The following is a 24,637-nucleotide window of genomic DNA, read 5'->3' as shown; positions in this document are numbered from 1 at the left end:
CGCTGTGCGTGCAGTCCGTGGGGCCCAGGAAGGAAATCCAGATCCAGCATGACTCGATCCGAACGTCCCGTCCGTAAGCGGCCGGCGAATGCGCGCGGCGGCGACCAGACCGGCGGCTCCGCGAGGAACGCGGGCCGCGGTGGCGGCCGGGGCGCCGGCAAGGGCCCCGCCCGCAAGGCGGTGGCACCGCAGGAGTTCTCCCTGCCCGAGACCATCACCCCGGCGCTGCCCGCCGTCGACTCCTTCGACGCGCTGGACATGCCGGCCGCCCTGACCAAGACCCTCGCGGCGCAGGGTGTCACCGACCCGTTCCCGATCCAGGGCGCGACCCTGCCCAACTCGCTGGCCGGACGCGACGTCCTGGGCCGGGGCCGCACCGGCTCCGGCAAGACGCTCGCCTTCGGGCTCGCGCTGCTGGCCCGCACCGCCGGCCGTCGCGCCGAACCCAGGGCGCCGCTCGCCCTGGTCCTGGTGCCCACGCGCGAGCTGGCCCAGCAGGTCGACGACGCGCTGACGCCGTACGCGACCGCCGTCAACCTGCGTGTCGTCACCGCGGTCGGCGGCATGTCGATCGGCCGCCAGGCCGGTACGCTGCGCCGCGGCGCCGAAGTGCTGGTGGCCACCCCGGGACGGCTGAAGGACCTCATCGAGCGCGGCGACTGCACGCTCGGACAGGTCGCGATCACCGTCCTCGACGAGGCCGACCAGATGGCCGACATGGGCTTCATGCCGCAGGTCACCGCGCTGCTCAAGCAGGTCGAGCCGGACGGTCAGCGACTGCTCTTCTCGGCGACGCTGGACAAGAACATCGACCGGCTCGTCCGGATGTTCCTGACGGACCCCGTGGTGCACTCCGTCGACCCGTCGGCGGGCGCGGTGACGACCATGGAGCACCACGTGCTGCACGTCGCCGACGAGACCGACAAGAAGGCCGTGGCCCTGCGGATCGCCGCGCGCGACGGCCGCGTGATCCTCTTCGTGGACACCAAGCGCGGTGCCGACCGGTTCACCAAGCGGCTGCTGGCCAACGGCGTACGGGCCTCCGCGCTGCACGGCGGCCGCAGCCAGCCGCAGCGCAACCGGACCCTGGACCAGTTCAAGAACGGCCAGGTCACCGCGCTGGTCGCCACCAATGTGGCCGCCCGCGGCATCCACATCGACGACCTCGACCTCGTCGTCAACGTCGACCCGCCGACCGACCACAAGGACTACCTGCACCGGGGCGGCCGTACCGCGCGGGCCGGCGAGTCCGGCAGCGTCGTCACCCTCGTCCTGCCCGAGCAGCGGCGGGAGATGACGCGTCTGATGGCGGACGCGGGCATCACCCCGCGTTCGGCGCAGGTCAAGTCCAGCGACGAGGAACTGGCCCGCCTCACCGGCGCCCGTGAGCCCTCCGGGGTCCCGGTCGTCATCGAGGTGCCCCAGCCGGTCGAGCAGCCGAAGCAGCGCCCCCGGTCGCGGCCCCGCACGGGCGGCGGCGCACGGCGCTCCACGGGTTCGGGAACGGGCGCGGAGTCGCAGGGCCGGCAGGCGCAGGGGCGTCAGCCGCAGCGCGGCACGGGTGGTGCCACCGGCGGTGGCGCCACCGGTGGACGTCGTACCGGCGGTGGCAACGGGACCGGCGGCGGCACCCGCGGGCGTGCTCCGCAGCGCCGTACGGAGCGGGGCGGCCAGGGCGGCGGCGGCCGGCGCGCCGCGTAGGCGCTCCGTCGGGAGCCGGCCGAGCCGGCTCCCGACCGCACGCCGCAGCCGCGGACTTCACGGGTCCCGGGCTCCTCGGGGAGCCCGGGACCCGTCGGGTCTGTCAGGGGTGGAAGTCGCCGAGGAAGCCCGGATCGATCTTGTCGAGCTCCAGGCCGACGTCCCGGTGGAGGTCGAGGAGCTCGGTCATGTGCAGCGCGCGGCGGCGGGCCGCGGGAAGGTCGCGGCGGGCGTCCGCGGACCACAGCACCGGGTCGAACGTGATGCCCTGGGAGCCGGGGAGCGGCCCGGTCTCGGCCCGCCAGCCGGGCCAGCGGAGGTTGTCGTAGAAGTCCTCCGTGCCGCCTTCCAGGAGCCAGCTGAGCCAGGCCGCGTGGCCCACGCCGAGGGCCTCCCAGCGCAGGGCGTCCGGCGCGAAGTAGACCACCTCGCCGGGCCCCCCGGGGCGGCCCACCGCGCCCGGCTCGGTTCCGTTGAGCGCGTAGGTCCCGCCGAGGACGTCATGGCCGACGACGAGCCCGCCGTCCGGCCGCCACGCCGGGTCGAAGCGGGCGGGGAACTCGTTGACGTCGGCGATGCCCGGCGGACCCTTGGGCGATCCGTCGCCCGGACTGCCGTAGATGCGCAGCCAGCCGCTGTCGAGTGACACGCCGCCGCAGTTGAGGACGAAGGCGCCGAGCCATGAGCGCGCGGTGACCTGTAGTTGCAGCAGGGACGCGCGTGCCTGGGCCGGCTCCACCGGGAGCACCTCCAGGGACACCGTGCTGGTGGAGATCGCCTCGGACAGGAGGGGCCACGCGGGCTCCTCGACATCGGTCAGCTCGGTCAGGTCTCGCATGGGCATCCCGTGGGGTTCCGGGCCGGAGCGCTGCGCTCAGAAGGCCGCCATGCGTTCCCGGCGCACCGAGTAGGTCACAAAGCCGGCACCGAGGCCGAGGAAAAGGGTGCCGCCGACGACGTACGGCGTCGTGTTGACGCTTCCGGTGTCGGCGAGCCGGGTGTGGTCGTCGTCGCTCGGCCCCGTGACGGCCTGCTCCGCTCCGGCCGTCGTGGCCGTGGTGGTGGCGGCTGTCGTGGTCGTGGCCGTGGTGGTGGCGGCCGACCGGTCGGCGGTCGGTGCCGACCCGTGCTGAGCAGGCGCTTCCGGAGTCGCGTTGGCGGACGGGACGAACCACAGGGCTCCCAGGAGGGTCCCCGCTGCGGTGGCGGTCAGCAACGAGCGACGTGCGGCGGACACGTAATATCGATCCCCTTGTGGCGCTGGCGAATTGGCCGTGTGGCCCGATGCTAATGAAAGGCGCGGGTCGTGGGAAAGTCGCGGGGACCTCGGGCCGTACGCTCCGTCTCATGAGTACTCCTGAGACATCACGATTTGTCCGGCTTCGCGTGGAGCTGGTGCTGGAAGTCGACGACGCGGACGCCGTCACCAAGGCCGCGCTGCGTCGCATCGCGGACGACTCCGGTATGCAGGCCGACGAGCGGGCGCACGCCGAGAACGCGGTGACGGAAGACACTGCCGAAGCCCTCGCCTATCTCGTCGATCCGTTCGACCTGGTCAGCGAGGTGCCCGGGGTCGAGCTCGCCCAGGCGTCCTGGAGCAGCGAGCCGATCGACTACGACCCCGATTCGCCGGAATGGGACCTCGACGAGGATGATGACGACGAGGACGACGACGAAGAAGTCGGAGTCGGCTGAGGCCCCTTGGGAAATTCGTGACCCCGGGTGGCAACCGCCGCCCGGGGTTCATTCGTCTCAGACGACACACCGGCCACTTCCGCACCATGGGGTTCGGTCCGGCCGCCGATCCACCCGATCGAGGTCCCGCGGGCCCCGATCGGCCTGGTCGGCGCCGTTGACCTACGTGGTGTGTCCCACATGCCCGAGGGGTGTGGAACGGGACGAACCGGTCGTACGTTGAAGGTTCCTACGGGGTTTTTGCGGTATTTGGTGATTCGGCAACGATGGAGAAGCGTGTGATGACGGACAGTAAGCGGGGCCGGGGCCTGATGGCCGCGTCCGCACTGCTCGGCGGAGTGCTGGTGCTCTCTGCGTGCAGCGGAAGCGGCAGCAAGGCCAATGCCTCGGACGGCGGCGGGTCCTCTCAGGCCCAGGCCGACGAGGCGGCGGCCCAGAAGAGTTCCGAGGCGCAGATCAGAATCACCCCCGCCGACGGCTCCGACAACGCGTCCATCAACAACGCCGCCGCGGTCACTGTGACCAAGGGCACACTCTCCTCCGTCTCCATGAAGACGGAGGCCGGCACGGCCGTGTCCGGCCAGATATCGGCCGACAAGAAGAGCTGGAAGCCCGCCGCCCAGCTCGACCGTGCCACCACGTACAAGATCGCCGCCGAGGCCACGGACTCCGCGGGCCTGGTGGCCCACGAGAACGCGTCGTTCACCACGGTCTCCGCGGCGAACAGCTTCATCGGCAACTTCACGCCGGAGGACGGTTCGACCGTCGGCGTCGGCATGCCGGTCTCGATCAACTTCAACAAGGCGATCACCGACAAGGCCGCCGTGCAGAAGGGGATCACCGTCTCCTCCAGCAGCGGCCAGGAGGTCGTCGGGCACTGGTTCGGCGCCAACCGCCTCGACTTCCGTCCCGAGAACTACTGGACGGGCGGTTCCACCGTCACCCTCAAGCTGAACCTGGACGGCGTCCAGGGCGCGAGCGGTGTGTACGGCGTGCAGCAGAAGACGGTCACGTTCAAGATCGGCCGCAACCAGGTCTCGGTCGTCGACGCCCAGACCAAGACCATGAAGGTCACGCAGGACGGCAAGACGATCAAGACGATCCCGATCTCCTCGGGATCCCCGGAGCACAAGACGTACCAGGGCCAGATGGTGATCTCCGAGAAGTTCAAGGAGACCCGGATGAACGGCTCGACGGTCGGCTTCACGAACTCCGACGGCAAGGGCGAGTACGACATCAAGGACGTGCCGCACGCCATGCGGCTGTCGAACTCCGGCACCTTCGTGCACGGCAACTACTGGGGCGCCAAGTCCATCTTCGGCTCGGTGAACACCAGTCACGGCTGTGTCGGCCTGTCCGACACCAAGGGCGCCAACGACCCGAACACGGCCGCGGCCTGGTTCTACGACCACTCGCTGATCGGTGACGTCGTGGTCGTCAAGAACACCGGCGACAAGACCATCGCCCCGGACAACGGCCTCAACGGCTGGAACCTGGACTGGGCGTCGTGGAAGGCCGGTTCGGCCGTCTGACGCCGGCTCCCGCCACCCACGAGAACCCCGGCTTCCGGGGCCGCGCACAGGTGAACTTCCGTGCCGGCACAGCCTTCTCATCGTTCTCTTATTTCGGCCTTATGGCTTCATCACGCGCCGTACCTACCTTGCGGCCATGTTCTTCACCTACCTGAGGCGCGAACTGCGCCGCCGCAGGAAGGCGGCGCTCGTCGTCGCCTCCGGGCTCGCCCTGGGCATCGCCCTGGTCATCGTGGTCAGTTCCGTGTCGTCCGGCATGGAGAAGGCCCAGGGCAAGGTCCTCCAGTCGCTGTACGGGCTGGGTACGGACATGACCGTCACCAAGGCCGCCGCGCCACCGACGACCACCGGTCAGCGCCCGCGCTTCAACTTCGGCGCGAACGACAACGGCTCCGACAAGGAGCAGAGCAGCGACCGCGTCCTGGTCCAGGGATTCCAGACCCTGGCCGCCTCGACGGTCTCCAAGGTCGATTCGCAGCACGGCGTGGCGGACTCCGTCGGCGGCCTCAGTCTCCAGGTCATCCGGGTCAACGGACAGTTCACCCGGGGCCGGTTCCAGCAGAACGGGAACGGCGGCGGCAGCCGGGGCGGGCGCCAGGGCGGCCAGCAGCCCCCGCAGGGCCGAGTGGAGGGCGGCGGCGCCGACTTCGACGTCAACAACTACTCCGTCTACGGCACCGACGTCACCAAGCCGGCGCTCGGCCCGCTGACCTCCTCGAAGATCACCAGCGGCCGTACCTTCACGACGTCCGAGACGAACGCCGAGGTGGTCGTCGCCGACACGTCGTACGCCAAGGAGAAGAAGCTCTCGGTCGGTGGCACGGTCACCGTGAAAGGCGTCAAGTACAAGGTGATCGGGATCGCGACTCCGGACAGCGGTGACGCGGCGGCCAACCTCTACATGCCGCTCCAGCAGGCGCAGACGCTGGCCGGCGCCAAGGACAAGGTCACCACGATCTACGTCAAGGCGTCCGACTCGCAGCAGATCTCCAGCGTCAAGAGCACCATCCAGAAGAACATCTCGGGGACCACGGTCACCACCTCCGCGGACCTCGCGGACACCGTCTCCGGCTCCCTGTCGACCGCCTCCGACCTCGCTTCGAACGTCGGCAAGTGGCTGTCGATCGCGGTGCTCGTGGCCGCGTTCCTGGTCGCCGGTCTGCTCACCTCCTCGGCCGTCTCCCGGCGTGTGCGCGAGTTCGGCACCCTCAAGGCGCTCGGCTGGAAGTCGGGCCGGGTGACCCGGCAGGTCGTCGGTGAGGCCATCGTCAACGGTCTGGTCGGCGGGGTTCTCGGTATCGCGCTCGGTCTGGCGGGCGCGTACGTGGTCACCGAGATCAGCCCCCACCTGCAGGCACAGGTGGGCGGATCGGGCGGCGGTGGCGGGCAGGGCGGCTTCGGCGGCTTCGGCGGTCCCGGCCGGAGGGTCGCGTCCAAGGCGCTGGACGTCACGCTCACCGCGCCGGTCAGCCTCTCCACCATCGCCGCAGCCGTCGCCCTCGCTGTCGCCGGCGGCCTGATCGCCGGTGCCTTCGGCGGCTGGCGCGCCTCCCGGCTCCGGCCCGCGGATGCCCTGCGCCGCGTCGAATAGACCGGCCCCGCACGGACCCTGCGGCCCAGCCCCCCGCACGGACTCTGCGGCCCACACCCCCGCACGGACCCTGCGGCCCACACCCCCGCACGGACCGTGCGGCCCACACCCGCACGGACCGCCCCCTCACGCACAACCAGGAGCAGCACCATGTACGAACTCAGAGGCGTCATCAAGCGCTACCGGCGGGGCAAGGACACGGTCGACGCTCTCGCCGGCATCGATCTGACCATCGCGGACGGAGACCGGCTCGTCATCCAGGGGCCCACGGGCGGCGGGAAGTCCACCCTGCTGCAGATGCTCGGCGGACTCGACCGGCCCACCGGAGGCAGCGTCGAACTCGACGGCGTCGATCTGGCGAAGCTGTCCGAGGCGAAGCTCACCAAGGTGCGCAGCGAGAACATCGGATTCGTCTTCCAGAGCTTCAACCTGATTCCCACACTCACCGCCCAGGAGAATGTGGAGACGGCTCTCGTACCCCTCGGGGTGAAGGGGAAGGAGCGGCGCGCGCGGGCCGCCGAGGCGCTGGAGTCGGTGGGGCTCGCCGAGCGGCTCGGACATCTGCCCGCCGAACTCTCCGGCGGTCAGCAGCAGCGCGTCGCCATCGCCCGTGCCCTGGTCAAGCAGCCGAAGGTGCTCCTCGCCGACGAGCCCACCGGAAATCTCGACGAGTCCATGCGCGACGAGATCATGGACGTGCTGGAGACCATGTGGAAGGAGCGCGGGCTCACTTTCATCATGGTCACCCATGATTCGGCGATCGCGAGGAAGGCCCCGCGCGTCGCGACGATCCGCAAGGGAAAGATCAGCGTCAAGGAGAACGCGGGCGCGTGAACGAGCGCAAAAAGGAAATTTACGGAGCTTAGCGGAACAATTCCGTCAACTCTTCGCCGCAGCCCCGCTCTTGAGGGGCCGATCACCCCCCGGCATACTTGCGCTTTCCGAGGGGTGATCGTGCATGCGTACGAGACTTCCCCCGGCCGGGTGAATGGGGAATTCACCCGGACCTCATCTCCAGGGGGAGACTTGCGCAGACAAGTGAAGAGAGCGTGCGCGGCGACCGTCGCCACGGCGGCGGCCGTGGCCCTGGCGGCGGGAATGACCAGCCCGGCGTCCGCGAGGGTCCCGGCGAAGGCCGGACACGTCAAGAGCGCTTCCGCGGCCGGGATCACGGCCAAGCACCGCATCACACTGATCACCGGCGACCGCGTGGTCGTCGACGCCAAGGGGCGCGTCGTCGGCCTCGACCGGGCCGAGGGCCGTGCGCATGTGCCCGTTCAGATCCGCAAGGCCCACGGCCACACCCTCGTGGTGCCGGCCGACGCGCAGGCGCTGATAGCCGCCGGCAAGGTGGACCGGCGGCTCTTCGACGTCACCGAGCTGAACAAGGCCGCGACCCGCGCCTCCCAGAAGCAGGGTCTGAAGGTCATCGTCGGCTACAGGGGAACCGCGACGGCCGCGCGGGCCGGCGTCCGCGAGTCGGGCACGCTCCGCCGGACCCTGAAGTCCCTGAACGCGGACGCGGTGCGGACGCCGCAGCGGGACGCGGCCGAGCTGTGGGCCGCGGTCACCGACCACGGGCGAGCGGCCTCCGGCATCGCGCACGTCTGGCTGGACGGCGTGCGCAGGGCGAGTCTCGACAAGTCCGTGCCGCAGATCGGCGCCCCCAAGGCATGGGCCGCCGGATACGACGGCAAGGGCGTCAAGATCGCCGTCCTCGACACCGGTGTCGACGCGACCCACCCGGACCTCAGGAACCAGGTGATCGCGTCCCGGAACTTCTCCGCCGCCGCGGACGCCACCGACCACTACGGCCACGGGACGCACGTCGCGTCCATCGCGGCGGGCACCGGTGCCAAGTCGAACGGGAAGTACAAGGGCGTGGCGCCCGGCGCCAAGATCCTCAACGGCAAGGTCCTCGACGACACCGGAAACGGTGACGACTCCGGCATCCTCGCCGGCATGGAGTGGGCGGCCGACCAGGGCGCCGACGTCGTCAACCTGAGCCTCGGCGGCCCGGACACCCCCGACGTGGACCCGCTGGAGGCCGAGGTCGACAAGCTCTCGGCCGAGAAGGGCATCCTCTTCGCGATCGCGGCGGGCAACGAGGGCCCCGAGTCGATCGGCTCGCCGGGCAGCGCGGACGCCGCGCTCACCGTCGGCGCCGTCGACGACCACGACAGGCTGGCGGACTTCTCCAGCACCGGCCCCCGCCTCGGCGACGGCGCCATCAAGCCGGACGTCACCGCCCCCGGCGTGGACATCACCGCCGCCGCCGCCCCGGGCAGCGTCATCGACACGGAGGTCGGCGAGAAGCCCGCGGGCTACCTGACCATCTCGGGTACGTCGATGGCGACCCCGCATGTCGCTGGCGCCGCCGCCATCCTCAAGCAGGAACACCCGGACTGGACGTACACCGAGCTCAAGGGCGCGCTGACGGGCTCCGCCAAGGGCGGCTCGTACACGCCGTTCGAGCAGGGCGCGGGCCGTATCGCCGTCGACGCGGCGATCAAGCAGACCCTGATCGCCGACCCCTCCTCGGTGAGCTTCGGCGTCGCGCGGTGGCCGCACGCCGACGACACGGCGCTGACACGGCAGCTGACGTACCGCAACCTCGGCACGAAGGACGTCACCCTGGTCCTCGGGATCAAGGCCACCGACCCCAAGGGTCACCCGGCCCCCGCGGGCTTCTTCGCACTCGCCGCCACCACCCTCACCGTCCCGGCCGGCGGCCAGGCGTCCGTCGGCGTCGACGCGAACACCAGGCTCGGCGGCACCCTCGACGGCGCGTACGCCGCGTACGTGACGGCGACGGGCGGCGGCCAGTCGGTGCGCACGGCCGTCGCGGTCGAGCGGGAGCCGGAGTCGTACGACGTCACCCTGAAGTACGTCGACCGCCCCGGCCGGACGCCCACGCACCTCACCGACCTGGAGGGCTACACCGGGCTCGGCGCCGAGCGGGACTACGCGTCGCAGAACACCGCGGACAGCGTGACCCTCCGGGTGCCCAAGGGCAAGTACCTCCTCAACTCCCTCTCCGTGCAAGACCTGGTGGAGGCGAAGGGCGGGGTCGACTGGCTGGTCCGGCCCCGGCTGGACGTCACCGGGAACACCACGCTGACGCTGGACGCCCGCACCGCCGCGGGCGCCGACATCACGGTGCCGGACACGCGGGCCGAGCCGCTGTCGGCGGTCGTCAACTACTTCGACGACACCACGGGCATCGGGATCGGCCTCGGCCTCGACTCCTTCCGGAACGTGCGGGTGGCACACCTCGGCCCGGCGCTCAGCCCCGGTCTGTTCCAGAGCTGGGCCGGACAGTGGACCAAGGGCGCCAGTGCCGAGTACGACACCTTCACCGGCGCCGAGGTCAGCAGGCTCCAGGGCGCGCACGTCAAGCACTACAAGGCGGGCGAACTGGCCAAGGTCCGGGCGGACATGGGCGGCGCGGCCGCCGGCAAGACGGGCGCGATCACCGCGTACGGCTATCTGCCCGACGACGACAGCGCCGGCATCGGCGTCGACCAGAAGCTGCCGAGCGCGCGCACGCTCTACCTGTCGGCCGGTGAGAAGATCCAGTGGGCCTTCGACTTCGAACAGCACGCCGGCACGGACGCCGCCGGGTTCCCGGTGGTCGACGCCTACTACACGCTCGGCGTCCCGCAGACCTTCAAAGCGGGCACGAGCTACACCAAGCGGTTCAACACGGCCGTCTTCGGCCCGAAGATCAGCGCCGACTTCGGTGTCTTCCGGGACGGCGACCACCTCGTCGGCTATCTGCCGCTGTACGCCGACGGAAGCACCCACGCCGGGTCCTCGCTGTTCAGCTCGGTCACCACGACGCTCTACCGCAACGGGACGAAGGTCGGATCGAACGACGACCCGCTCTTCGGGGACAAGGAGTTCAAGGTCCCGGCCGGCCAGGCGGAGTACCGGCTGACGACCTCGGTCAAGCGCAGCGTGAAGGTCGCCGCGGCCTCCACCCGGATCGACGCGAGCTGGACCTTCAAGTCCAAGAGGGCCGACTTCGCGAAGCTGCCCGCCTCCACGGTCCGCTTCAACGCCGCGACCGGCCTGGACAGCCGTGTCGAGGCCGGCAGGAAGGTCACCGTCCCGCTCACCGTGCAGGGCTCGGCCGCGGGCAGGAACCTCAAGTCGCTGTACGTGTACGTCTCGTACGACTACGGCCAGACCTGGACCATGCTCAAGGTCAAGGACGGGAAGATCACCGTCAAGAACCCGGCGAAGGGCAAGGGCATCTCCTTCCACGCGAAGATCACCGACAAGCAGGGCAACAAGTCGACGGTCTCGATCTACAACGCGTACTACGGAAAGTGAGCCCGCTCCCCACCCAGGTGGGATGAGCCCGTAGCGAACGGTCCGCCGGAAGAACAGCTTCCGGCGGGCCGTCCGTGTTTCCGTGGTCCCCATGAGCGCCCACACCGTGGAGTACGTCCGGTACCACATACCCGAGGAACGGTCCGCGGAGTTCCTGGCCGCCTACACCCGGGCCGCGGCCCAGCTGTCCGCCGCCCCGCAGTGCGTCGACTACGAACTCGCCCGCTGCGAGGAGGACTTCGCACACTTCGTCCTGCGGATCACCTGGACCTCCACCGAGGCCCACGAACAGGACTTCCGCACCTCGGAGCTCTTCCCCGCCTTCCTCGCCGAGATCCGCCCCTACATCCCCCACATCGAGGAGACGCGCCACTACAAGGCGACGACGGTACGGGGCACCGGCGCCGCGGTCCCCACCCTGTACGCGTGGGCGGGCGGCGCGGAGGCCTTCGTCCGGCTGACCGAGGTCTTCTACGGCAAGGTCCTCAAGGACGACGTCCTCGGACCCGTCTTCGCCGGCATGGCACCCGAGCACGCGGCGCACGTCGCCCTCTGGCTCGGCGAGGTCTTCGGCGGACCGCCCGCCTACTCCGAGACCCAGGGCGGCCACGGCCACATGGTCGCCAAACACTTCGGCAGGAACATCACCGAGACCCAGCGCCGGCGCTGGGTCAACGTCCTCCAGGACGCGGCGGACGACGCGGAACTGCCCACCGACGCCGAGTTCCGCTCCGCGTTCCTCGCCTACGCGGAGTGGGGCACACGGCTCGCCGTGTACTTCTCCGGCCCCGACGCGGTGCCTCCGGCCGAGCAGCCCGTACCGCGGTGGACGTGGGGGGCGGCACCGCCGTACCAGGCGTGACGGCAGGGGCGGCCCGGCGGGTGAGGGCCTGACGGCGTGGCGGCCGGGCCGGTGAGCGCCGGGCCGGTGAGCGCCGGGCGGGTGGCCGCCGGCCGTTCCCAGGGCGCCGGGCACAGGGGCGGTGCGCCTACGACTGGGCGCCGGCCCCCGCACGGGTCGCGTCCGTGCCCCAGCTGGCCAGCAGCCGCAACGCCTCCGCCGAGGCGGACCCCGGCTCCGCGTGGTACGTGATCAGCGCCTGTTCACTGTCGTCCGCCATCCGGAACGACTCGAACCGCAGGTCCAGGTCGCCCACCAGCGGATGCCGCAGCTCCTTCACGCCGTGGTTCTTCTCCTTCACGTCGTGCGTGGCCCACAGCCGCCGGAAGTCCGGACTCTTGACGGAGAGCTCCCCGACCAGCGCCGACAGCCTCGGATCGTCCGGATGACAGCCCGCGTCCATGCGCAGCATGCACACGATGTCGATCGCCTTCTGCTCCCAGTCCACGAACAGCTCGCGGTACTCGGGCCGCAGGAACACCAGCCGCGCCCAGTTCCGCTCGCCGGGCGCCAGCTCCGCCCAGTCACCGAACAGGGCCGCCGCCATCCGGTTCCAGACCAGGATGTCCGCCCGCCGCCCGGTGACGTACGCGGGCACCCCGTCCAGCATGTCCAGCAGGTGCCGCAGCGCCACCCGCACGTGCTGCGGCCGGGCCGTCTGCTTCTTCTTGTGCTGCTTCGGCTTGGCGAGGTGGGTCAGGTGCGCGTGCTCCGCGTCCGACAGGCGCAGGGCGCGGGCGATGGCGTCGAGCACCTCCGCCGACACGTTCCGTCCGTTGCCCTGCTCGAGCCGTGTGTAGTACGCCACGGACACCCCGGCCAGCTGCGCCAGCTCCTCGCGCCGCAGTCCGGGCACCCGGCGGTGCCGTCCGAAGTCGGGCAGCCCCACGTCCTCCGGCTTCAGCCGGGCCCGGCGGGTGCGCAGGAACTCACTGAGCTCGGCCCGCCGGTCCAGCGGCTGCCCGGCTTCCCCGGCGATCTCCTGGAAGGGCTGCTCGTTCATACGTCCAGTATTCACGGTCCTACGCGGTGGAGGCTGACCCCGCCAGTAGTAGGACCAGCGGTCGTACGCAACGCCGTGGCCTGGGTGAACGGCGCGTGGCGGGGCAGGCTGGTGACCGTGCCCGGCGGAAGATGACAGCCGGCCACAGACCATTCCCTAGGAGATCCCCCCGCATGAGCACTGTTGCTGCGTACGCTGCCCCCGCCGCCAAGGCTCCGCTGGAGCGCATCACCATCGAGCGCCGCCCCGTGGGCGAGTTCGACGTTCTGATCGACATCAAGTTCGCCGGTATCTGCCACTCGGACATCCACCAGGTCCGCGAGGGCTGGGGCGAGGCGATCTTCCCGATGGTGCCCGGTCACGAGATCGCCGGCATCGTCTCCGAGGTCGGCCCCGGCGTCACCCGGTTCAAGGTCGGCGACCGCGTGGGCGTCGGCTGCATGGTCGACTCCTGCCGCGAGTGCGAGAACTGCAAGGCGGGCCTGGAGCAGTACTGCACGGGCGACGGCATGATCGGTACGTACAACGCGATCGGCAAGGACGGCGAACCCACCTACGGCGGTTACTCCCAGGCCGTCGTCGTCGACGAGAACTACACCGTCCGCATTCCCGACGGCCTCTCCCTCGACGTGGCCGCGCCCCTTCTCTGCGCCGGAATCACCACGTACTCCCCGCTCCGGCACTGGAACGCCGGCCCCGGCAAGAAGGTCGCGGTCCTCGGCATGGGCGGCCTCGGTCACATGGGCGTCAAGATCGCGCACGCGCTCGGCGCCGAGGTGACCGTGCTGTCGCAGTCCCTGCGCAAGAAGGACGACGGCTTCAAGCTGGGCGCCGACCACTACTACGCCACCAGCGACCCGAGGACCTTCGAGGAACTGCGCGGCACCTTCGACATCATCCTGTCCACGGTGTCCGCTCCGCTCGACTTCGGGGCCTTCCTCTCGCTGCTGCGGACGGACGGCGCGCTGGTCAACGTCGGCGCCCCCGAGGAGCCGATCTCCCTCAACCTCTTCTCCGTGATCGGAGGCCGCAAGTCGCTGTCCGGCTCCGGTATCGGCGGCATCCAGGAGACCCAGGAGATGCTCGACTTCTGCGCCGAGCACGGCCTCGGCGCGGAGATCGAGCTGATCAGCGCGTCCGAGATCAACGACGCGTACGAGCGGGTGCTGTCGAGCGACGTCCGCTACCGCTTCGTGATCGACACCGCGACGATCTAGTGGGCTGACGCGGGTGAGGAGGGCGCCGACCGGTCACAGGACCGGTCGGCGCCCTCCTTTCCCGTCCCGCGCCCCTACCTTTCCCGTCCCGCGCGGCCCGTGTCGTGCGGGCGGACGACGCGCGGCCGACGATGTAGGGGGAGACGCTCCCGAGGTTCCGTGCCCGGTGCCCGGTGCCCGGTGCCCGGTGCCCGGTGCCCGGTGCCCGGTGCCCGGTGCCCGGTGCCCGGTCCGCGGCGCACGGGCCCTCCTCGCTCGGGCCCTCCTCGCTCGGGCCGCCGGGTCGGTTCGCCGGCCCTTCCCGGTGCGATCATCCTCATCCCCTGCCGGAGGCCGTCATGGGGCAAGTGCTCGGAGACATCCTGGGTTTCGCGGCCGCCGTCGCCGTCAGCCCGCTCCCGATCATCGCGATGATCCTCGTACTCGCCACACCGCGCGGACGGCTCAACGGCCTGTTGTTCGCGGCCGGCTGGGTCGTCGGGCTCTGTGTGGTGGGCGGGGTGGTGCTCGCGATCGTCGGACCGGAGGGCGCCTCGTCCGGTGGCCGGCCGGCCACCTGGGTGGGCTGCCTCAAACTCGCCCTCGGAGTGCTGCTCGCCCTCTTCGGCGCCCGGCTGTGGCGCCGGCGCCCGTCGGACGTCTCGGAGGCGAAGCTGCCGAAGTGGATGGCCACGATCGACCGGCTCACGCCGCCGAAGGTCTTCGGACTCGGCCTGGCACTGGCCGCGCTCAACGCCAAGAACGCCCCGCTGACCATCGCCGCGGGCGCCACGATCGCCGCGGCCGGGCTTCCGGCCGGACAGCAGATCGCGTCGCTGGCCGTCTTCGTGCTGATCGGCACCGTCGGACTGCTGGCCCCGCTGGGAGTCTTCCTGGTCGGGGGAGACCGGGCGAGGAGCACGCTCGGCGGCTGGAAGGACCGGGCCGCCCGGCACAACGTCGCCGTGATGGCGGTCCTGTTCTTCGTGATGGGGCTGAAGCTGCTCGGTGACGGCATCGCCGTCCTGACCGCGTGACCGCGTGACCGCGTGTCCGCGGTGTCCGCGTGTCCGCGGTGTCCGCGTGTCCGCGGTGTCCGCGTGTCGGCCTGACCCCGTGACCGGCCGACCGCGCGGCCTCCTTACCTTCCGACCTCTGGCACCCTCCCGCGGACCCCGGTCCCAGGTGCGGGCCAGTTGCGTGCGGGATACGCTTTTCGACGGCAAGGTCAGGTTCTCCGGGCGGTGTTCCAGACGCCGGAGCCCCAGTCGTGATGACCAGTTCCTCAACCGAGACCTTCGACGAGCGTGGTGCTCCTCCACCGGTACGCGGGTGGGCGACAGCCGTGTCCCTTCTTCGAAGGCAAGACTCTCGCTTCTGGGCGCCATGGCGGTGCCGCGTGGGCGCCCTGAGGGTGCCGCCCCGGGGTCCGCCGCCGTGCGGCCCCGCGAAATGGAGGTCGGGATGAGAGTTGTCGTCGATCTTTCCCGCTGCCAGGGGTACGCACAGTGCGCGTTCCTGGCCCCGGACGCGTTCCGGATGCATGGCGAGGAAGCGCTGATGTACGTCCCGAACCCCGACGACGCCCAGCGTGAGCAGGTACTGCGCGCCGCGGCGGCCTGCCCGCTCCAGGCCATTCTGGTCGACCGGGTGGACGGGCGGGACGCGTCGGTGGGGACGTCGCCGTCATGAGCAGCGCCCACACCCTGCGGAGGTTCAAGCGCGACGGCCGCATCGTGATCGTCGGGGCGTCACTGGCGGGACTGCGCGCGGCGGAGGCCTTGCGCGGCGAGGGTTTCGCCGGCTCGTTGACCATGATCGGTGACGAACTGGGTGAGCCCTACGACCGTCCTCCGCTGTCCAAACAGGTACTGACCGGATGGGTGCCGGCCGGGGGCACCACCCTGCCGCGGCGTCGCGCCATCGACGCGGAGTGGCTCCTGGGCGTCCCCGCCGACGGCCTGGACCTGGCGGCCGATCAGGTGCGGCTCGCCGACGGCCGCAGGATCCCCTTCGACCGCATGCTGATCGCCACCGGGGTACGGGCCCGGCCCTGGCCCGTCGAGGCCGAAGCGGCCCTGGACGGCGTGTTCGTCGTCCGTACCCGTGAGGACGCGGAAGGTCTGCAGCGGGCGATCGCCGCCGGGCCCTCCCGTGTCCTGATCATCGGTGCGGGCTTCACCGGTTCCGAGATCGCCTCCGTCTGCCGCGAGCGCGGCCTCCCGGTGACCGTCGCCGAGCTCGGGCCGGCCCCGCTCGTCGGAGGACTCGGCGCGATGATCGGTGAGGTCGCCGCCGACATGCAGCGCGCCCACGGCGTCGACCTGCGCTGCGGGGTCAGGGTCACCCGGTTGGAGGGCGACGCGCAAGGGCGGTTGCGCCGCGCCCACTTCTCCGACGGCGGCACGGCCGACGCGGACGTGGCGGTGGTGGCGCTCGGCGGCATCCGCAACACCGAGTGGCTGCGGGACTCGGGCCTCGCGGTGGGCGTGTGGGGAGTCGCCTGCGACACGGGCTGCCGCGCCTTCGACCTCAACGGCCTGGTCACCGACGACATCTTCGTCGCCGGAGACGTGGCGCGCAGTCCCAACCCGATCTACGAGTACCGGTTCATCTCCCTGGAGCACTGGGCCAACGCCGTGGAACAGGCCGAGATCGCGGCCCACAACATGGTCAGCACCCAGGCGGACCGCTGGCCGCACCTGTCGATCCCGGCGTTCTGGTCGATCCAGTTCGGCGTCAACATCAAGTCGGTGGGTGTACCGACCTACGCCGACGAGGTCGTCCTCGCCCAGGGATCCGTGGCCGACCGCCGCTTCGTCGCCGCGTACGGCTATCAGGGCCGGGTCACCGCGGCGGTCAGCTTCAACAACGCGAAGTGGCTCGACCACTACCGGCAGTTGATCGAGACGGCCGCGCCCTTCCCGCCGCCCTGCCCCACACCCGACCAGCCCGTGGACGCGAAACCGGTGCCCGTCGACTTCCCCGGCCCCACGCTGCTCGCCCAGGGCGCCACCGTCGTCGTCACCGGGCACGACCCGGGCGAACGGCGCGTCACCGCCATGCGGCAGGGCCGGTAGCGGGACGAAGCCCGGCGGACGAGGCTGGTGGCACAAGTCCCGGTGGGACAAGTCCCGGTGGGACAAGTCCTGGCGGGACAGGCCCCGGCGGGAGAAGTCCCGTTGGGACGAGGCCGGCGGGACAAGCCCGGTGGGACAAGCCCCGGTGGGCCAAGCCCCGGTGGGAGGACGAAGTCCGGTACAGGGAATCAGGAGGGAACCGACATGACCACGACCGAGACACCCGACACCCTGCGCCGGATCCTCGACTACTCCTCCCGGGCCGACCCCTACCCGCTCTACGCCGAACTGCGCAGGACCCCGGTGGCCCTGCAGGAGGACGGCAGCTACGTCATCAGCACCTACCGTGAGCTCACCGGCATACTCCACGACCCGCGTCTGAGTTCCGACGTACGCAACCTGACCCGGCCGATGGCGGCGGTCGAGGGACGCGCCACGCCGTCGTTCATCAACCTGGACCCGCCCGAGCACGACCGCCTGCGACGCCTGGCGATGCGTCACTTCGGGCCGCCGCACACCCCGGGACTGGTCTCCGGCATGGAACCCGACCTGGCCGCCACCGTCAGCGGCCTGATCGACGGGTTCGCGGGCGAACAGCGGATCGACATCGTCGACGACTTCGCCTACCCGTTCCCGGTCACCGTGATCTGCCACCTGCTCGGCGTGCCGCGCGAGGACGAACCCCGTTTCCACGTGTGGGTGAACGCCATCATCGAGTCGATCGACTACGACCCCGGCACCGACCCCCCGGAGAAACTGGACAACGGGGTGCAGGCCACCAAGGACCTGCGCCAGTACCTCGGCGGACTGCTGGAGGAACGCCACGGCCGCCCCGGTGACGACCTGCTGACCCGGCTGGCCAACGACGACGGGCCCGAGGGCCGGATGACCGACGAGGAGATCATCAGCACCGCCAACCTGCTGCTCATCGCCGGCCACGAGACCACGGTCAACCTCATCGCCAACGGCATGCTGACTCTGCTGCGCCACCCCGAGATGCTGCGGCGTCTGCGCGCCGAACCGGAGCTGGTCGTACCGATGGTGGAGGAACTGCTGCGCTACGAGCCCCCGGTGCAGATCATTCCCTGGCGGGCCGCGTACAGCGACATCACCATCGGCGACACCGTCATCCCCAAGGGCTCGCAGATCATGCTCATGCTCGCCTCGGGCAGCCGGGACCCGGACCGGTTCGAGGACCCCGACCGCTTCGACCCCGGTCGGCAGGACAACCAGCACCTGGGATTCGGCAGTGGTATCCACCTGTGCTTCGGCGGACCGATGGCCCGGCTGGAGACCCAGATCGCACTGACCGAGCTGGTACGCCGCCTCGAACAGCCCAGGCTGGTCGTCGATCCACCGCCGTACCGGCCCAGCCCCGTCCTGCGGGGTCCTGTCCATCTGCACGTCGAGCAGAGCTGAGCCCGCGAAGGGCGAGGTGCCACGAAGGGCGAGGTGCCGCGAAGGGCGAGGTGCCACGAAGAGCGCCGCGCACCCCGCACCCCGCACCCCGCACCCCGCACCGCGTGCCGCGCACTTCGTGGCCGTCGGCCGACGGCCACGAAGTGCGCGGCGTGCCGTGACAGCAGCGGGGCCCCGGAGCGATCACGCTCCGGGGCCCCGCTGTCAGTGTGTGGCTCAGCGACGCGTGAGGGCCTCGCGCAGCACGTCGTACACATGGGTGTTGGCGTGCTTGCCGGTGAATCGGTCGGACAGCGGGCCCGCCGCGGTCACCGGCACGTCCACACCGGTGTGGCCGGACGTGGTCCAGTCGACGTAGAAGCTCTTGTCGCTGCCGCGGATGCTGAACGGCCCGTCCTCGGCGGAGACGCCGGTGCCGGACTCGTCGGCGGCGTCCGACTCCTCGACGGCCAGGCCACCGGTCTCGTGGTCGCCGGTGATGACCAGCAGGGTGTCGGAGTGCGTGGCGACGTACGCGCGGGCCACGGCCACGGCCTTCTCCAGCTCCTGCATGGACTGCAGGGTGCGGGCGGCGTTGTTGGAGTGCGCGAACTCGTCGGTGCCCTCCTCCTCGACCATGAGGAAGAAGCCCTTCTTGTTCTTGTCCAGCGTGCCCAGGGCCTTGCTGGTCATGGTGGAGAGACCGACCACCGGGCTGTACACGTCGCCCTGGCCCTCGGGGCGCTGCTGGAACATCTCCTCGTTGGCGAAGAGACCGAGGAGCTTGCCGCCCTTGGCGCGGCTGAGCTGGTCCGCGCTGTTGACGTAGGAGTAACCGGCCTTCTTGGCCTTCTTGATGAGGTCGCCCTTGGTGCCCTTGCTCGCCTCGGACGGGTCCTCGGCGGGCTGGTCCTTGAACGCGCCGGCGCTGCCCGCGGGCAGCCACCAGTCCTCGCCACCGCCCAGGATGACGTCGGGCTTGCTGACCTCGATGTACTGGCGGGCGATCTCGTCCTGCGCCGAACGGTTGGCGGTGTTCGAGAAGAACGCCGCCGGCGAGGCGTCGGTGACCTGCGCGGTGGTGACCAGGCCGGTGGCCTTGCCGGCCGCCTTGGCCTGCTGGCCGAGGGTGGCCAGCGGGTTGCCGTCCACGTCGACGCTGACGGCGCCGTTGTAGGTCTTCTCGCCGGTGGCCCACGCGGTCGCCGCGGCGGCCGAGTCGGTGACGACGGCCTTCGGGTCGTCCGGCTCCGTGGTCAGCTGGCCCGAGACGGGGAGCTTGTCCATGGCGAGCTGGCCGTTCAGGCCCGTGAAGTGCAGACGGGCGGCCTGGCGCAGTGCCGCGCCCATGCCGTCGCCGTTGATGAAGATGACGTTCTTGGCGGTCGGGGCCTTGGCCTTCGCCGCGGCCTGCGGAGCCGAGGCCGACGCGCCCAGCGACGGGTTGACCACCATCGTCACGACGGCGGCGGCGACGGCGGCGGCTGCGGGAGCGGCGAATCGCCGAGCGCTACGGGCATCCAGGGACACAACGTCCTCCATTGCTGTTCTTGCCCATCATTTGACCGTGAACATAAGGTTCTTTGGGGGGAGGTTGACCAAGAACAGATGGCCAGTACACGACGAGATCTTCAGTGGCAGGTAAAGGCGCAGGTCATGGATGTCGCGTACTTGTCCAGACAGGTCGTCGAACTCGCCGGTACCGGAACCGACGTCATGGATGTCGGCACGGCCCAGGACCGGGCGGCCTGCACGGCCCACCGGGTGACGAATCGCCGGAGAGGGGCAAGACCGGAACCCCGCTCATCCGCGCGGGTGGGCGATGAGCTCGTCCTGGCCGGCATAGGCGCTTTCCGGGGGCAGCAGCCGGGCGGCTTGAGTCCAAGTCGCCGGCGCTGACGAGGCCGTGGACCTCGTGGGCGAGCGGGGTGACGTCGCGGATGGTGACCGTCCACTCGTCCACGTGGCGTCGCGCCGCCTCACCCGAGAGGCCCAGTTGCAGCGGTACATCATCCACAGAAAGCTCGGCTTGACCCATGTCAGGGCGCGTTGGCAGACCTTTACGAAGGGCGGTCCGACCACCTTGTTCCGATGTGGAGCGGCTGGTTCTCACATCCCGAGTGCGATCGAACGGCATTAGCGTCCTTTCGTGGAGCGGATCGAGGGAGGGACGGGGTGAAGACGTGGTGGCTCATGCGCGGAGACATTCGGGTCGGTGAGCTTCACGAGTACGGTGTCGACCAGCCGGCTTTCTTGTGCCACTTCGTGCCCGGACCGGGTTGGGAGGGTGCCAGGGCACTGTTCGAGGCATGGGCAGCCGTGCAAGGGCCTGATCTCGACGGCAGCAGGAACGCCGAGGCCATCCGCCCCTTGATGGCTCTGGGACTGACCCTGCATTCTTCGGACGGGGGCGCGCCTCTGATCTGCTTCAGGGACTGCATCTTGCGCATCTACGGGGACAGAGCGCGCCTCCGTCGCTGACCTGCGATGCTCGATCCGTCCATCCGGGCGCTGTCAGGTGGCGCTGCCGTGAGCACGGACATCCACGGCGGCATCGAGTTTCGCCGTCCGGGCACTCGTACCGACTACTACGACGGCGAGCCGTGGGTGGCTGCCACAGATCTTCGGCCGCTATATGACGAGACCGACTGTCCCTGACGCGATGTTGCTGGCACGGGCGGCTGCCTTCTGCCCGCGTTCGGCCTGCTCCGTCGGATCGGGCAGCGGGTCGAAAATCGATGGTCATCTGAGTTGACCGGGCGCACGCTGTACGCCATGGAAGAACCGCTCCGCGGGATCCGCGCGCTCCACACGGCGTCCACGATCACCGTCTACCAGGCGTACCGCCCGGAGATCGGCGGACCCGCCGCCCGCAAGGGCCGTTTCCCCGCCGCGTGGAAGCCTGACCGCATGACGTGGATCAAACCCAGCTTCATGTGGATGATGTACCGCTCCGGCTGGGGCACGAAGGAGGGTCAGGAGACCGTCCTCGCCGTCGAGATCACTCGCGACGGCTTCGACTGGGCGCTGCGCCATGCCTGCCTGTCGCACTACGTCCGCGGCCTGCACCCGGATCGCAGCGCCTGGCAGCGCGACCTCAAGCGCGCACCAGCCCGCGTCCAGTGGGATCCCGAACGCGATCTGCACCTGCGTCCCCTGCCACACCGCTCGCTCCAACTGGGGCTCTCGGGCGAGGCATCGGCGCGTTACGCGGACGAGTGGATCGTGTCCATCCGCGACGTGACCCCGCTCGCCCACGAGGTCCACGCCCTCGTCAAGGACGGCGAACTGGACACAGCGACCCGACTGCTCCCCCAAGAGCAGGCATACCCCGCCGGCGAAGAGCTCCTGGCCCACCTGAGTTCCTGACCGGCAACAGGGGCACGACCGCCGGGACCACCCACGGGCCACTCACGGCAAAGGTCTGCGAACGCTGCTTGGTGATCCATGGCAAGGCGCGTTCGCAGACCTCTGGCGGGACTGGTGGTACGTGACAACCCCCTTGTCGGAAGCCGCTGTCCGGCCGTCCAGGAAGATGTGCACATGGCTGATCACTCTCCCGCGATGTCTCTGATGTCCCTCGTGAACGACGTGCAGGCGTACGCGCTCTGCGGTGACACGACGGCCGCGGAGAGCTTCACCTTCGGCAGTGCCACCGTCGTCGTCGGAGACACCGGGACAGTGATCATCGTCGAAGCGGGGGACGCGCTCGACAGGAGCAGTGTGTGGAACGCCGAGGAGGTCCGTCTCATCGGTCCCGCACCGACGCCGGTCAAGGAGAGACTCGCACCTTGGGCGTGGGCGCCGGACGACACGAAGTTGCCTCTTCACCTGATGGCCCGAGTCCCGGAGGGCCTCGTCCGTCTCGGCACCGGAACCGTGGCTCAGACCCACACGACAGTATTTCCGGGCCACGTCGAGCGCGTTCTCACCCGCTGCACCCTTCGGCTCGATACTCCTCTGAACAAGTCCGACCTCGACCGCGTCCGCCCGCCGCTTCCTCGGCCGGATCTCCCGGGCCTGGAGTGGCTCGGACACGTGAACGGCGACCGAGCGGCCGCGCTCGAGCAGTTCATCACCGGCTGGTATCCCGCGGCATCCGAATCTCCTGAGCCACCATCAGTATGGGCGCATGCCTTCGGCCTGCCGGAGGGGCTGCGGCGCTTCTACCGACTGGCGCAGCACCGCCCTCGCTCTCTGGGAGTGCAGAACCGGATCTTTCCCGCTTCCAGGTGCGGGACCGATCCCAACGGGGAGATGCTCGTGTTCGGCGAGGAGAACCAGGGAGGGTTCTTCTGGTCGCTGCTGTGGACGCTCGACGGCCCCGAAACCGATCCGACGGTCTGGTTCTGCGAGTACGGCGAACCTCCGGTCGCCGAGCAGGAACCGCTCAGCGGCTTCCTCATCCAGTTCTCTCTCTTCGAGGCTGCGATGGGCGCTGACTACATGGCGCTGTCCGGTCGGCTCACCGCACAGCAGGTGGAGCTCTTCACCGAGGGACTTCACCCTGTGCCCCTGCGCCCCTTCTGGCCGGGGCCTCCCACGCGCTTCTATGTCGCCCCGGGGCTTGTCCTGCACATCACGCAGGAGCGTGACGACAGCTTCAGCACCTGGGCCGGCGCCACCCACCGCCATGCTCTCGCCCCACTGGCCGACGCCGCGGTCGAGTGGACCCACTTCGACGGCTGACATCAAGGCTCAGCCCGGTTGCCTCGGCACCGGACAGGGACATGAGACCGCGATAAGTCTGTGGACGCGGCTTGACGACCTCATGTCATCCTGTACCGCTTCCACGCGGCGGGGAAGCGGCCTTCCCTGGCGGCGGGCAGGCCGATCTCCGGTCTACCCGGCTGGTGGACGGTGGCCGTGGATTCGCCGTGGACCGCACGGATTCCACGTGGAGGTTCTTCCACGGGGCGGGCGTGGCGTCGGCCGCGTGCGGGCCGCCATCGAATTGGGTCCGGTCCGCCCGTACTTCGGAGGTGCGGGTGTGTATCACGGGCACCTCGTGCGAGATCTCGGTACCGCCGGTGGTTCCGCCGTGCGCCCGTGCCGCCGGTTCGCGCCTCGTCCGTCGTCGGATCAGGCCCGCAGACCCTTGAGCCCGTCGTAGGCGGCCATCACCATCTCCAGCCCCCGGTTGTCCTCCGCGGGCTCGCGCATCTGATGCGTCACGTAGGCCACCGTCATACGGGCCTCGGGGTCGATCACGACCAGTGAGCCACCCCAACCGCCCCATCCGTAGGTCTGGTCGAACAACCCGTAGCCCAGACCCCACCGGATGGGCATGCCCAGGACGCGGTCCTCGCCGCTGAACTGCTCCTGCCTCGCACGGTCACAGCCCGCCCGCGACAGCAGTCGCGTCCCGCGCACCGTTCCTCCGCAGGCCATCACCGACTGCACGAGGCCGACCGAGCGGGCGTTGCCGACTCCGTTCGCCGCGGGGATCTCCGCACGACGCCAGGCCACACTGTTGCCGTCACGGAGGCGTACACGGGTGGCGGTGGTGGGAGGCGCCTTGCCGCTGGACGAGCCCGCGACGTAGTCCTCGTCCCGGGAAGCCGGCGGGATCGCGAGCGCGACCCGGTGGTCGTGCTCGGCCGGCAGCCCGATGTGGAAGTCGGCGCCCAGCGGCCCGGCCACCTCCTCCGCGAAGAACTCGCCCAGGCTGCGGCCGGTGATCCGGCGCACGACCTCGCCCACGAGAAACCCCTGGGTGAGCGAGTGGTACCCGGCCGTGCTTCCCGGCTCCCATTGCGGAGTCTGTGCGGCCAGCCGTGCCGTGGCGGACGGCCAGTCGTAGAGGTCCTCGACCGGCCCGTCCCAGTCGGGCAGGCCCGCGGTGTGCCCGAGCAGGTGCCGTACCAGCACCTTCTCCTTGCCCGCCCTGGCGAATCCGGGCCAGTACCGGCCGACCGGCGCGGCCAGGTCGAGGTCGCCACGGTCGGCCAGGACCAGCGCGCAGAGCGCGGTCATGGTCTTGGTGACGGACCAGACATTGGTGATCGTGTCCCGCTGCCACGGAATCGTGCGCTCCGAGTCGGCGAACCCGCCCCAGACGTCCACCACCGGTTCGCCGTCCACGAAGACGGCCACCGAGGCGCCGGCGTCCCCTTCGTCCAGCAACGCGGACAGCGCGCTGGGCACGGCGGTGAACAGGTCGTCGTACGAGCCCTGGATGTCGGCCATGCCTGGTTTCTAG

General features: G+C 70.2%; 19 protein-coding genes and 2 pseudogenes. 14 read left to right on the top strand and 7 right to left on the bottom strand.

Going from position 1 to position 24,637, the window contains the following annotated elements:
• Positions 1–48: 48 nt before the first annotated feature.
• Entirely contained in the window at positions 49–1,701 is a 1,653-nt protein-coding gene (locus ACFVTC_RS15320) for a DEAD/DEAH box helicase (protein ID WP_390127041.1), read from the top strand.
• 103 nt (positions 1,702–1,804) lie between these two features.
• Here ACFVTC_RS15320 and ACFVTC_RS15315 read toward each other — a convergent pair whose 3' ends face one another.
• Complete coding sequence (locus ACFVTC_RS15315; protein ID WP_390127040.1) at positions 1,805–2,539, bottom strand: DUF2625 family protein; 735 nt, start codon at positions 2,537–2,539, stop codon at positions 1,805–1,807.
• A 36-nt stretch (positions 2,540–2,575) separates the two neighbouring features.
• A complete protein-coding gene (locus ACFVTC_RS15310) occupies positions 2,576–2,938 on the bottom strand; it encodes a hypothetical protein (RefSeq protein WP_390127039.1) in 363 nt (120 codons plus the stop codon).
• 110 nt (positions 2,939–3,048) lie between these two features.
• On the opposite strand from ACFVTC_RS15310, the gene ACFVTC_RS15305 reads away from it, so the two are divergent.
• The 6 genes from ACFVTC_RS15305 to ACFVTC_RS15280 all read left to right on the top strand — a co-directional run bounded on the left by ACFVTC_RS15305 (position 3,049) and on the right by ACFVTC_RS15280 (position 11,719).
• A complete protein-coding gene (locus ACFVTC_RS15305; protein ID WP_351724713.1) occupies positions 3,049–3,396 on the top strand; it encodes a hypothetical protein in 348 nt (115 codons plus the stop codon).
• Positions 3,397–3,662: 266 nt separating this feature from the next.
• Positions 3,663–4,928, top strand: coding sequence for an Ig-like domain-containing protein (locus ACFVTC_RS15300; RefSeq protein WP_390127038.1), 1,266 nt, complete (start codon positions 3,663–3,665; stop codon positions 4,926–4,928).
• A 136-nt stretch (positions 4,929–5,064) separates the two neighbouring features.
• On the top strand, positions 5,065–6,519 hold the full coding sequence (locus tag ACFVTC_RS15295; protein WP_390127037.1) for an ABC transporter permease: 1,455 nt from the start codon (positions 5,065–5,067) through the stop codon (positions 6,517–6,519).
• Between the two features lie 150 nt (positions 6,520–6,669).
• A complete protein-coding gene (locus ACFVTC_RS15290) occupies positions 6,670–7,353 on the top strand; it encodes an ABC transporter ATP-binding protein (RefSeq protein ID WP_365219896.1) in 684 nt (227 codons plus the stop codon).
• A 192-nt stretch (positions 7,354–7,545) separates the two neighbouring features.
• Positions 7,546–10,857, top strand: coding sequence for a S8 family serine peptidase (locus ACFVTC_RS15285; protein WP_390127036.1), 3,312 nt, complete (start codon positions 7,546–7,548; stop codon positions 10,855–10,857).
• 91 nt (positions 10,858–10,948) lie between these two features.
• On the top strand, positions 10,949–11,719 hold the full coding sequence (locus ACFVTC_RS15280) for a group II truncated hemoglobin (RefSeq protein WP_390127035.1): 771 nt from the start codon (positions 10,949–10,951) through the stop codon (positions 11,717–11,719).
• Between the two features lie 127 nt (positions 11,720–11,846).
• Here the strand turns inward: ACFVTC_RS15280 and ACFVTC_RS15275 are convergent, their stop codons facing one another.
• The gene (locus tag ACFVTC_RS15275; protein ID WP_390127033.1) at positions 11,847–12,761 is read right to left on the bottom strand and encodes a helix-turn-helix domain-containing protein; all 915 of its coding nucleotides are present in this window, start codon (positions 12,759–12,761) and stop codon (positions 11,847–11,849) included.
• 173 nt (positions 12,762–12,934) lie between these two features.
• Between ACFVTC_RS15275 and ACFVTC_RS15270 the strand changes: the two genes are divergently transcribed.
• The 5 genes from ACFVTC_RS15270 (at position 12,935) to ACFVTC_RS15250 (ending at position 18,456) form a co-directional block, all read left to right on the top strand.
• Positions 12,935–13,978 carry an NAD(P)-dependent alcohol dehydrogenase gene (locus ACFVTC_RS15270; protein ID WP_390127032.1) on the top strand — a complete coding sequence of 348 codons (1,044 nt, stop codon included), beginning with the start codon at positions 12,935–12,937 and terminating at the stop codon, positions 13,976–13,978.
• Between the two features lie 338 nt (positions 13,979–14,316).
• Entirely contained in the window at positions 14,317–14,994 is a 678-nt protein-coding gene (locus ACFVTC_RS15265; RefSeq protein ID WP_390127031.1) for a GAP family protein, read from the top strand.
• Between the two features lie 427 nt (positions 14,995–15,421).
• Positions 15,422–15,649 carry a ferredoxin gene (locus ACFVTC_RS15260; RefSeq protein ID WP_390127030.1) on the top strand — a complete coding sequence of 76 codons (228 nt, stop codon included), beginning with the start codon at positions 15,422–15,424 and terminating at the stop codon, positions 15,647–15,649.
• Positions 15,646–17,037 carry an NAD(P)/FAD-dependent oxidoreductase gene (locus ACFVTC_RS15255; RefSeq protein ID WP_390127029.1) on the top strand — a complete coding sequence of 464 codons (1,392 nt, stop codon included), beginning with the start codon at positions 15,646–15,648 and terminating at the stop codon, positions 17,035–17,037. Before ACFVTC_RS15260 ends, ACFVTC_RS15255 begins: the two co-directional genes overlap by 4 nt.
• Before the next feature lie 204 nt (positions 17,038–17,241).
• Positions 17,242–18,456, top strand: a complete 1,215-nt coding sequence (locus ACFVTC_RS15250; RefSeq protein WP_390127028.1) for a cytochrome P450 — start codon at positions 17,242–17,244, stop codon at positions 18,454–18,456.
• A 216-nt stretch (positions 18,457–18,672) separates the two neighbouring features.
• On the opposite strand, the gene ACFVTC_RS15245 is transcribed toward ACFVTC_RS15250, so the two are convergent.
• The 3 genes and pseudogenes from ACFVTC_RS15245 to ACFVTC_RS15235 form a co-directional block, all read right to left on the bottom strand.
• Entirely contained in the window at positions 18,673–19,977 is a 1,305-nt protein-coding gene (locus tag ACFVTC_RS15245; RefSeq protein ID WP_390127027.1) for an alkaline phosphatase, read from the bottom strand.
• Positions 19,978–20,238: 261 nt separating this feature from the next.
• Positions 20,239–20,437 (bottom strand): annotated as a pseudogene (locus ACFVTC_RS15240) (DUF4291 family protein); the annotation flags it as partial.
• 27 nt (positions 20,438–20,464) lie between these two features.
• Positions 20,465–20,517 (bottom strand): annotated as a pseudogene (locus tag ACFVTC_RS15235) (hypothetical protein); the annotation flags it as partial.
• Between the two features lie 693 nt (positions 20,518–21,210).
• On the opposite strand from ACFVTC_RS15235, the gene ACFVTC_RS15230 reads away from it, so the two are divergent.
• A complete protein-coding gene (locus tag ACFVTC_RS15230; RefSeq protein WP_390127026.1) occupies positions 21,211–21,804 on the top strand; it encodes a DUF4291 domain-containing protein in 594 nt (197 codons plus the stop codon).
• 195 nt (positions 21,805–21,999) lie between these two features.
• A complete protein-coding gene (locus tag ACFVTC_RS15225) occupies positions 22,000–23,124 on the top strand; it encodes a hypothetical protein (RefSeq protein ID WP_390127025.1) in 1,125 nt (374 codons plus the stop codon).
• Between the two features lie 393 nt (positions 23,125–23,517).
• On the opposite strand, the gene ACFVTC_RS15220 is transcribed toward ACFVTC_RS15225, so the two are convergent.
• On the bottom strand, positions 23,518–24,624 hold the full coding sequence (locus ACFVTC_RS15220; protein WP_390127024.1) for a serine hydrolase domain-containing protein: 1,107 nt from the start codon (positions 24,622–24,624) through the stop codon (positions 23,518–23,520).
• Between the last annotated feature and the right edge of the window lie 13 nt (positions 24,625–24,637).

The sequence above is a fragment of the Streptomyces sp. NPDC057950 genome (assembly GCF_042887295.1).
GTDB classification, from domain to species: domain Bacteria; phylum Actinomycetota; class Actinomycetes; order Streptomycetales; family Streptomycetaceae; genus Streptomyces; species Streptomyces kaempferi.
Note: the sequence above shows the minus strand (reverse complement) of the source record. Positions and strands in the feature narration are given on the sequence as shown.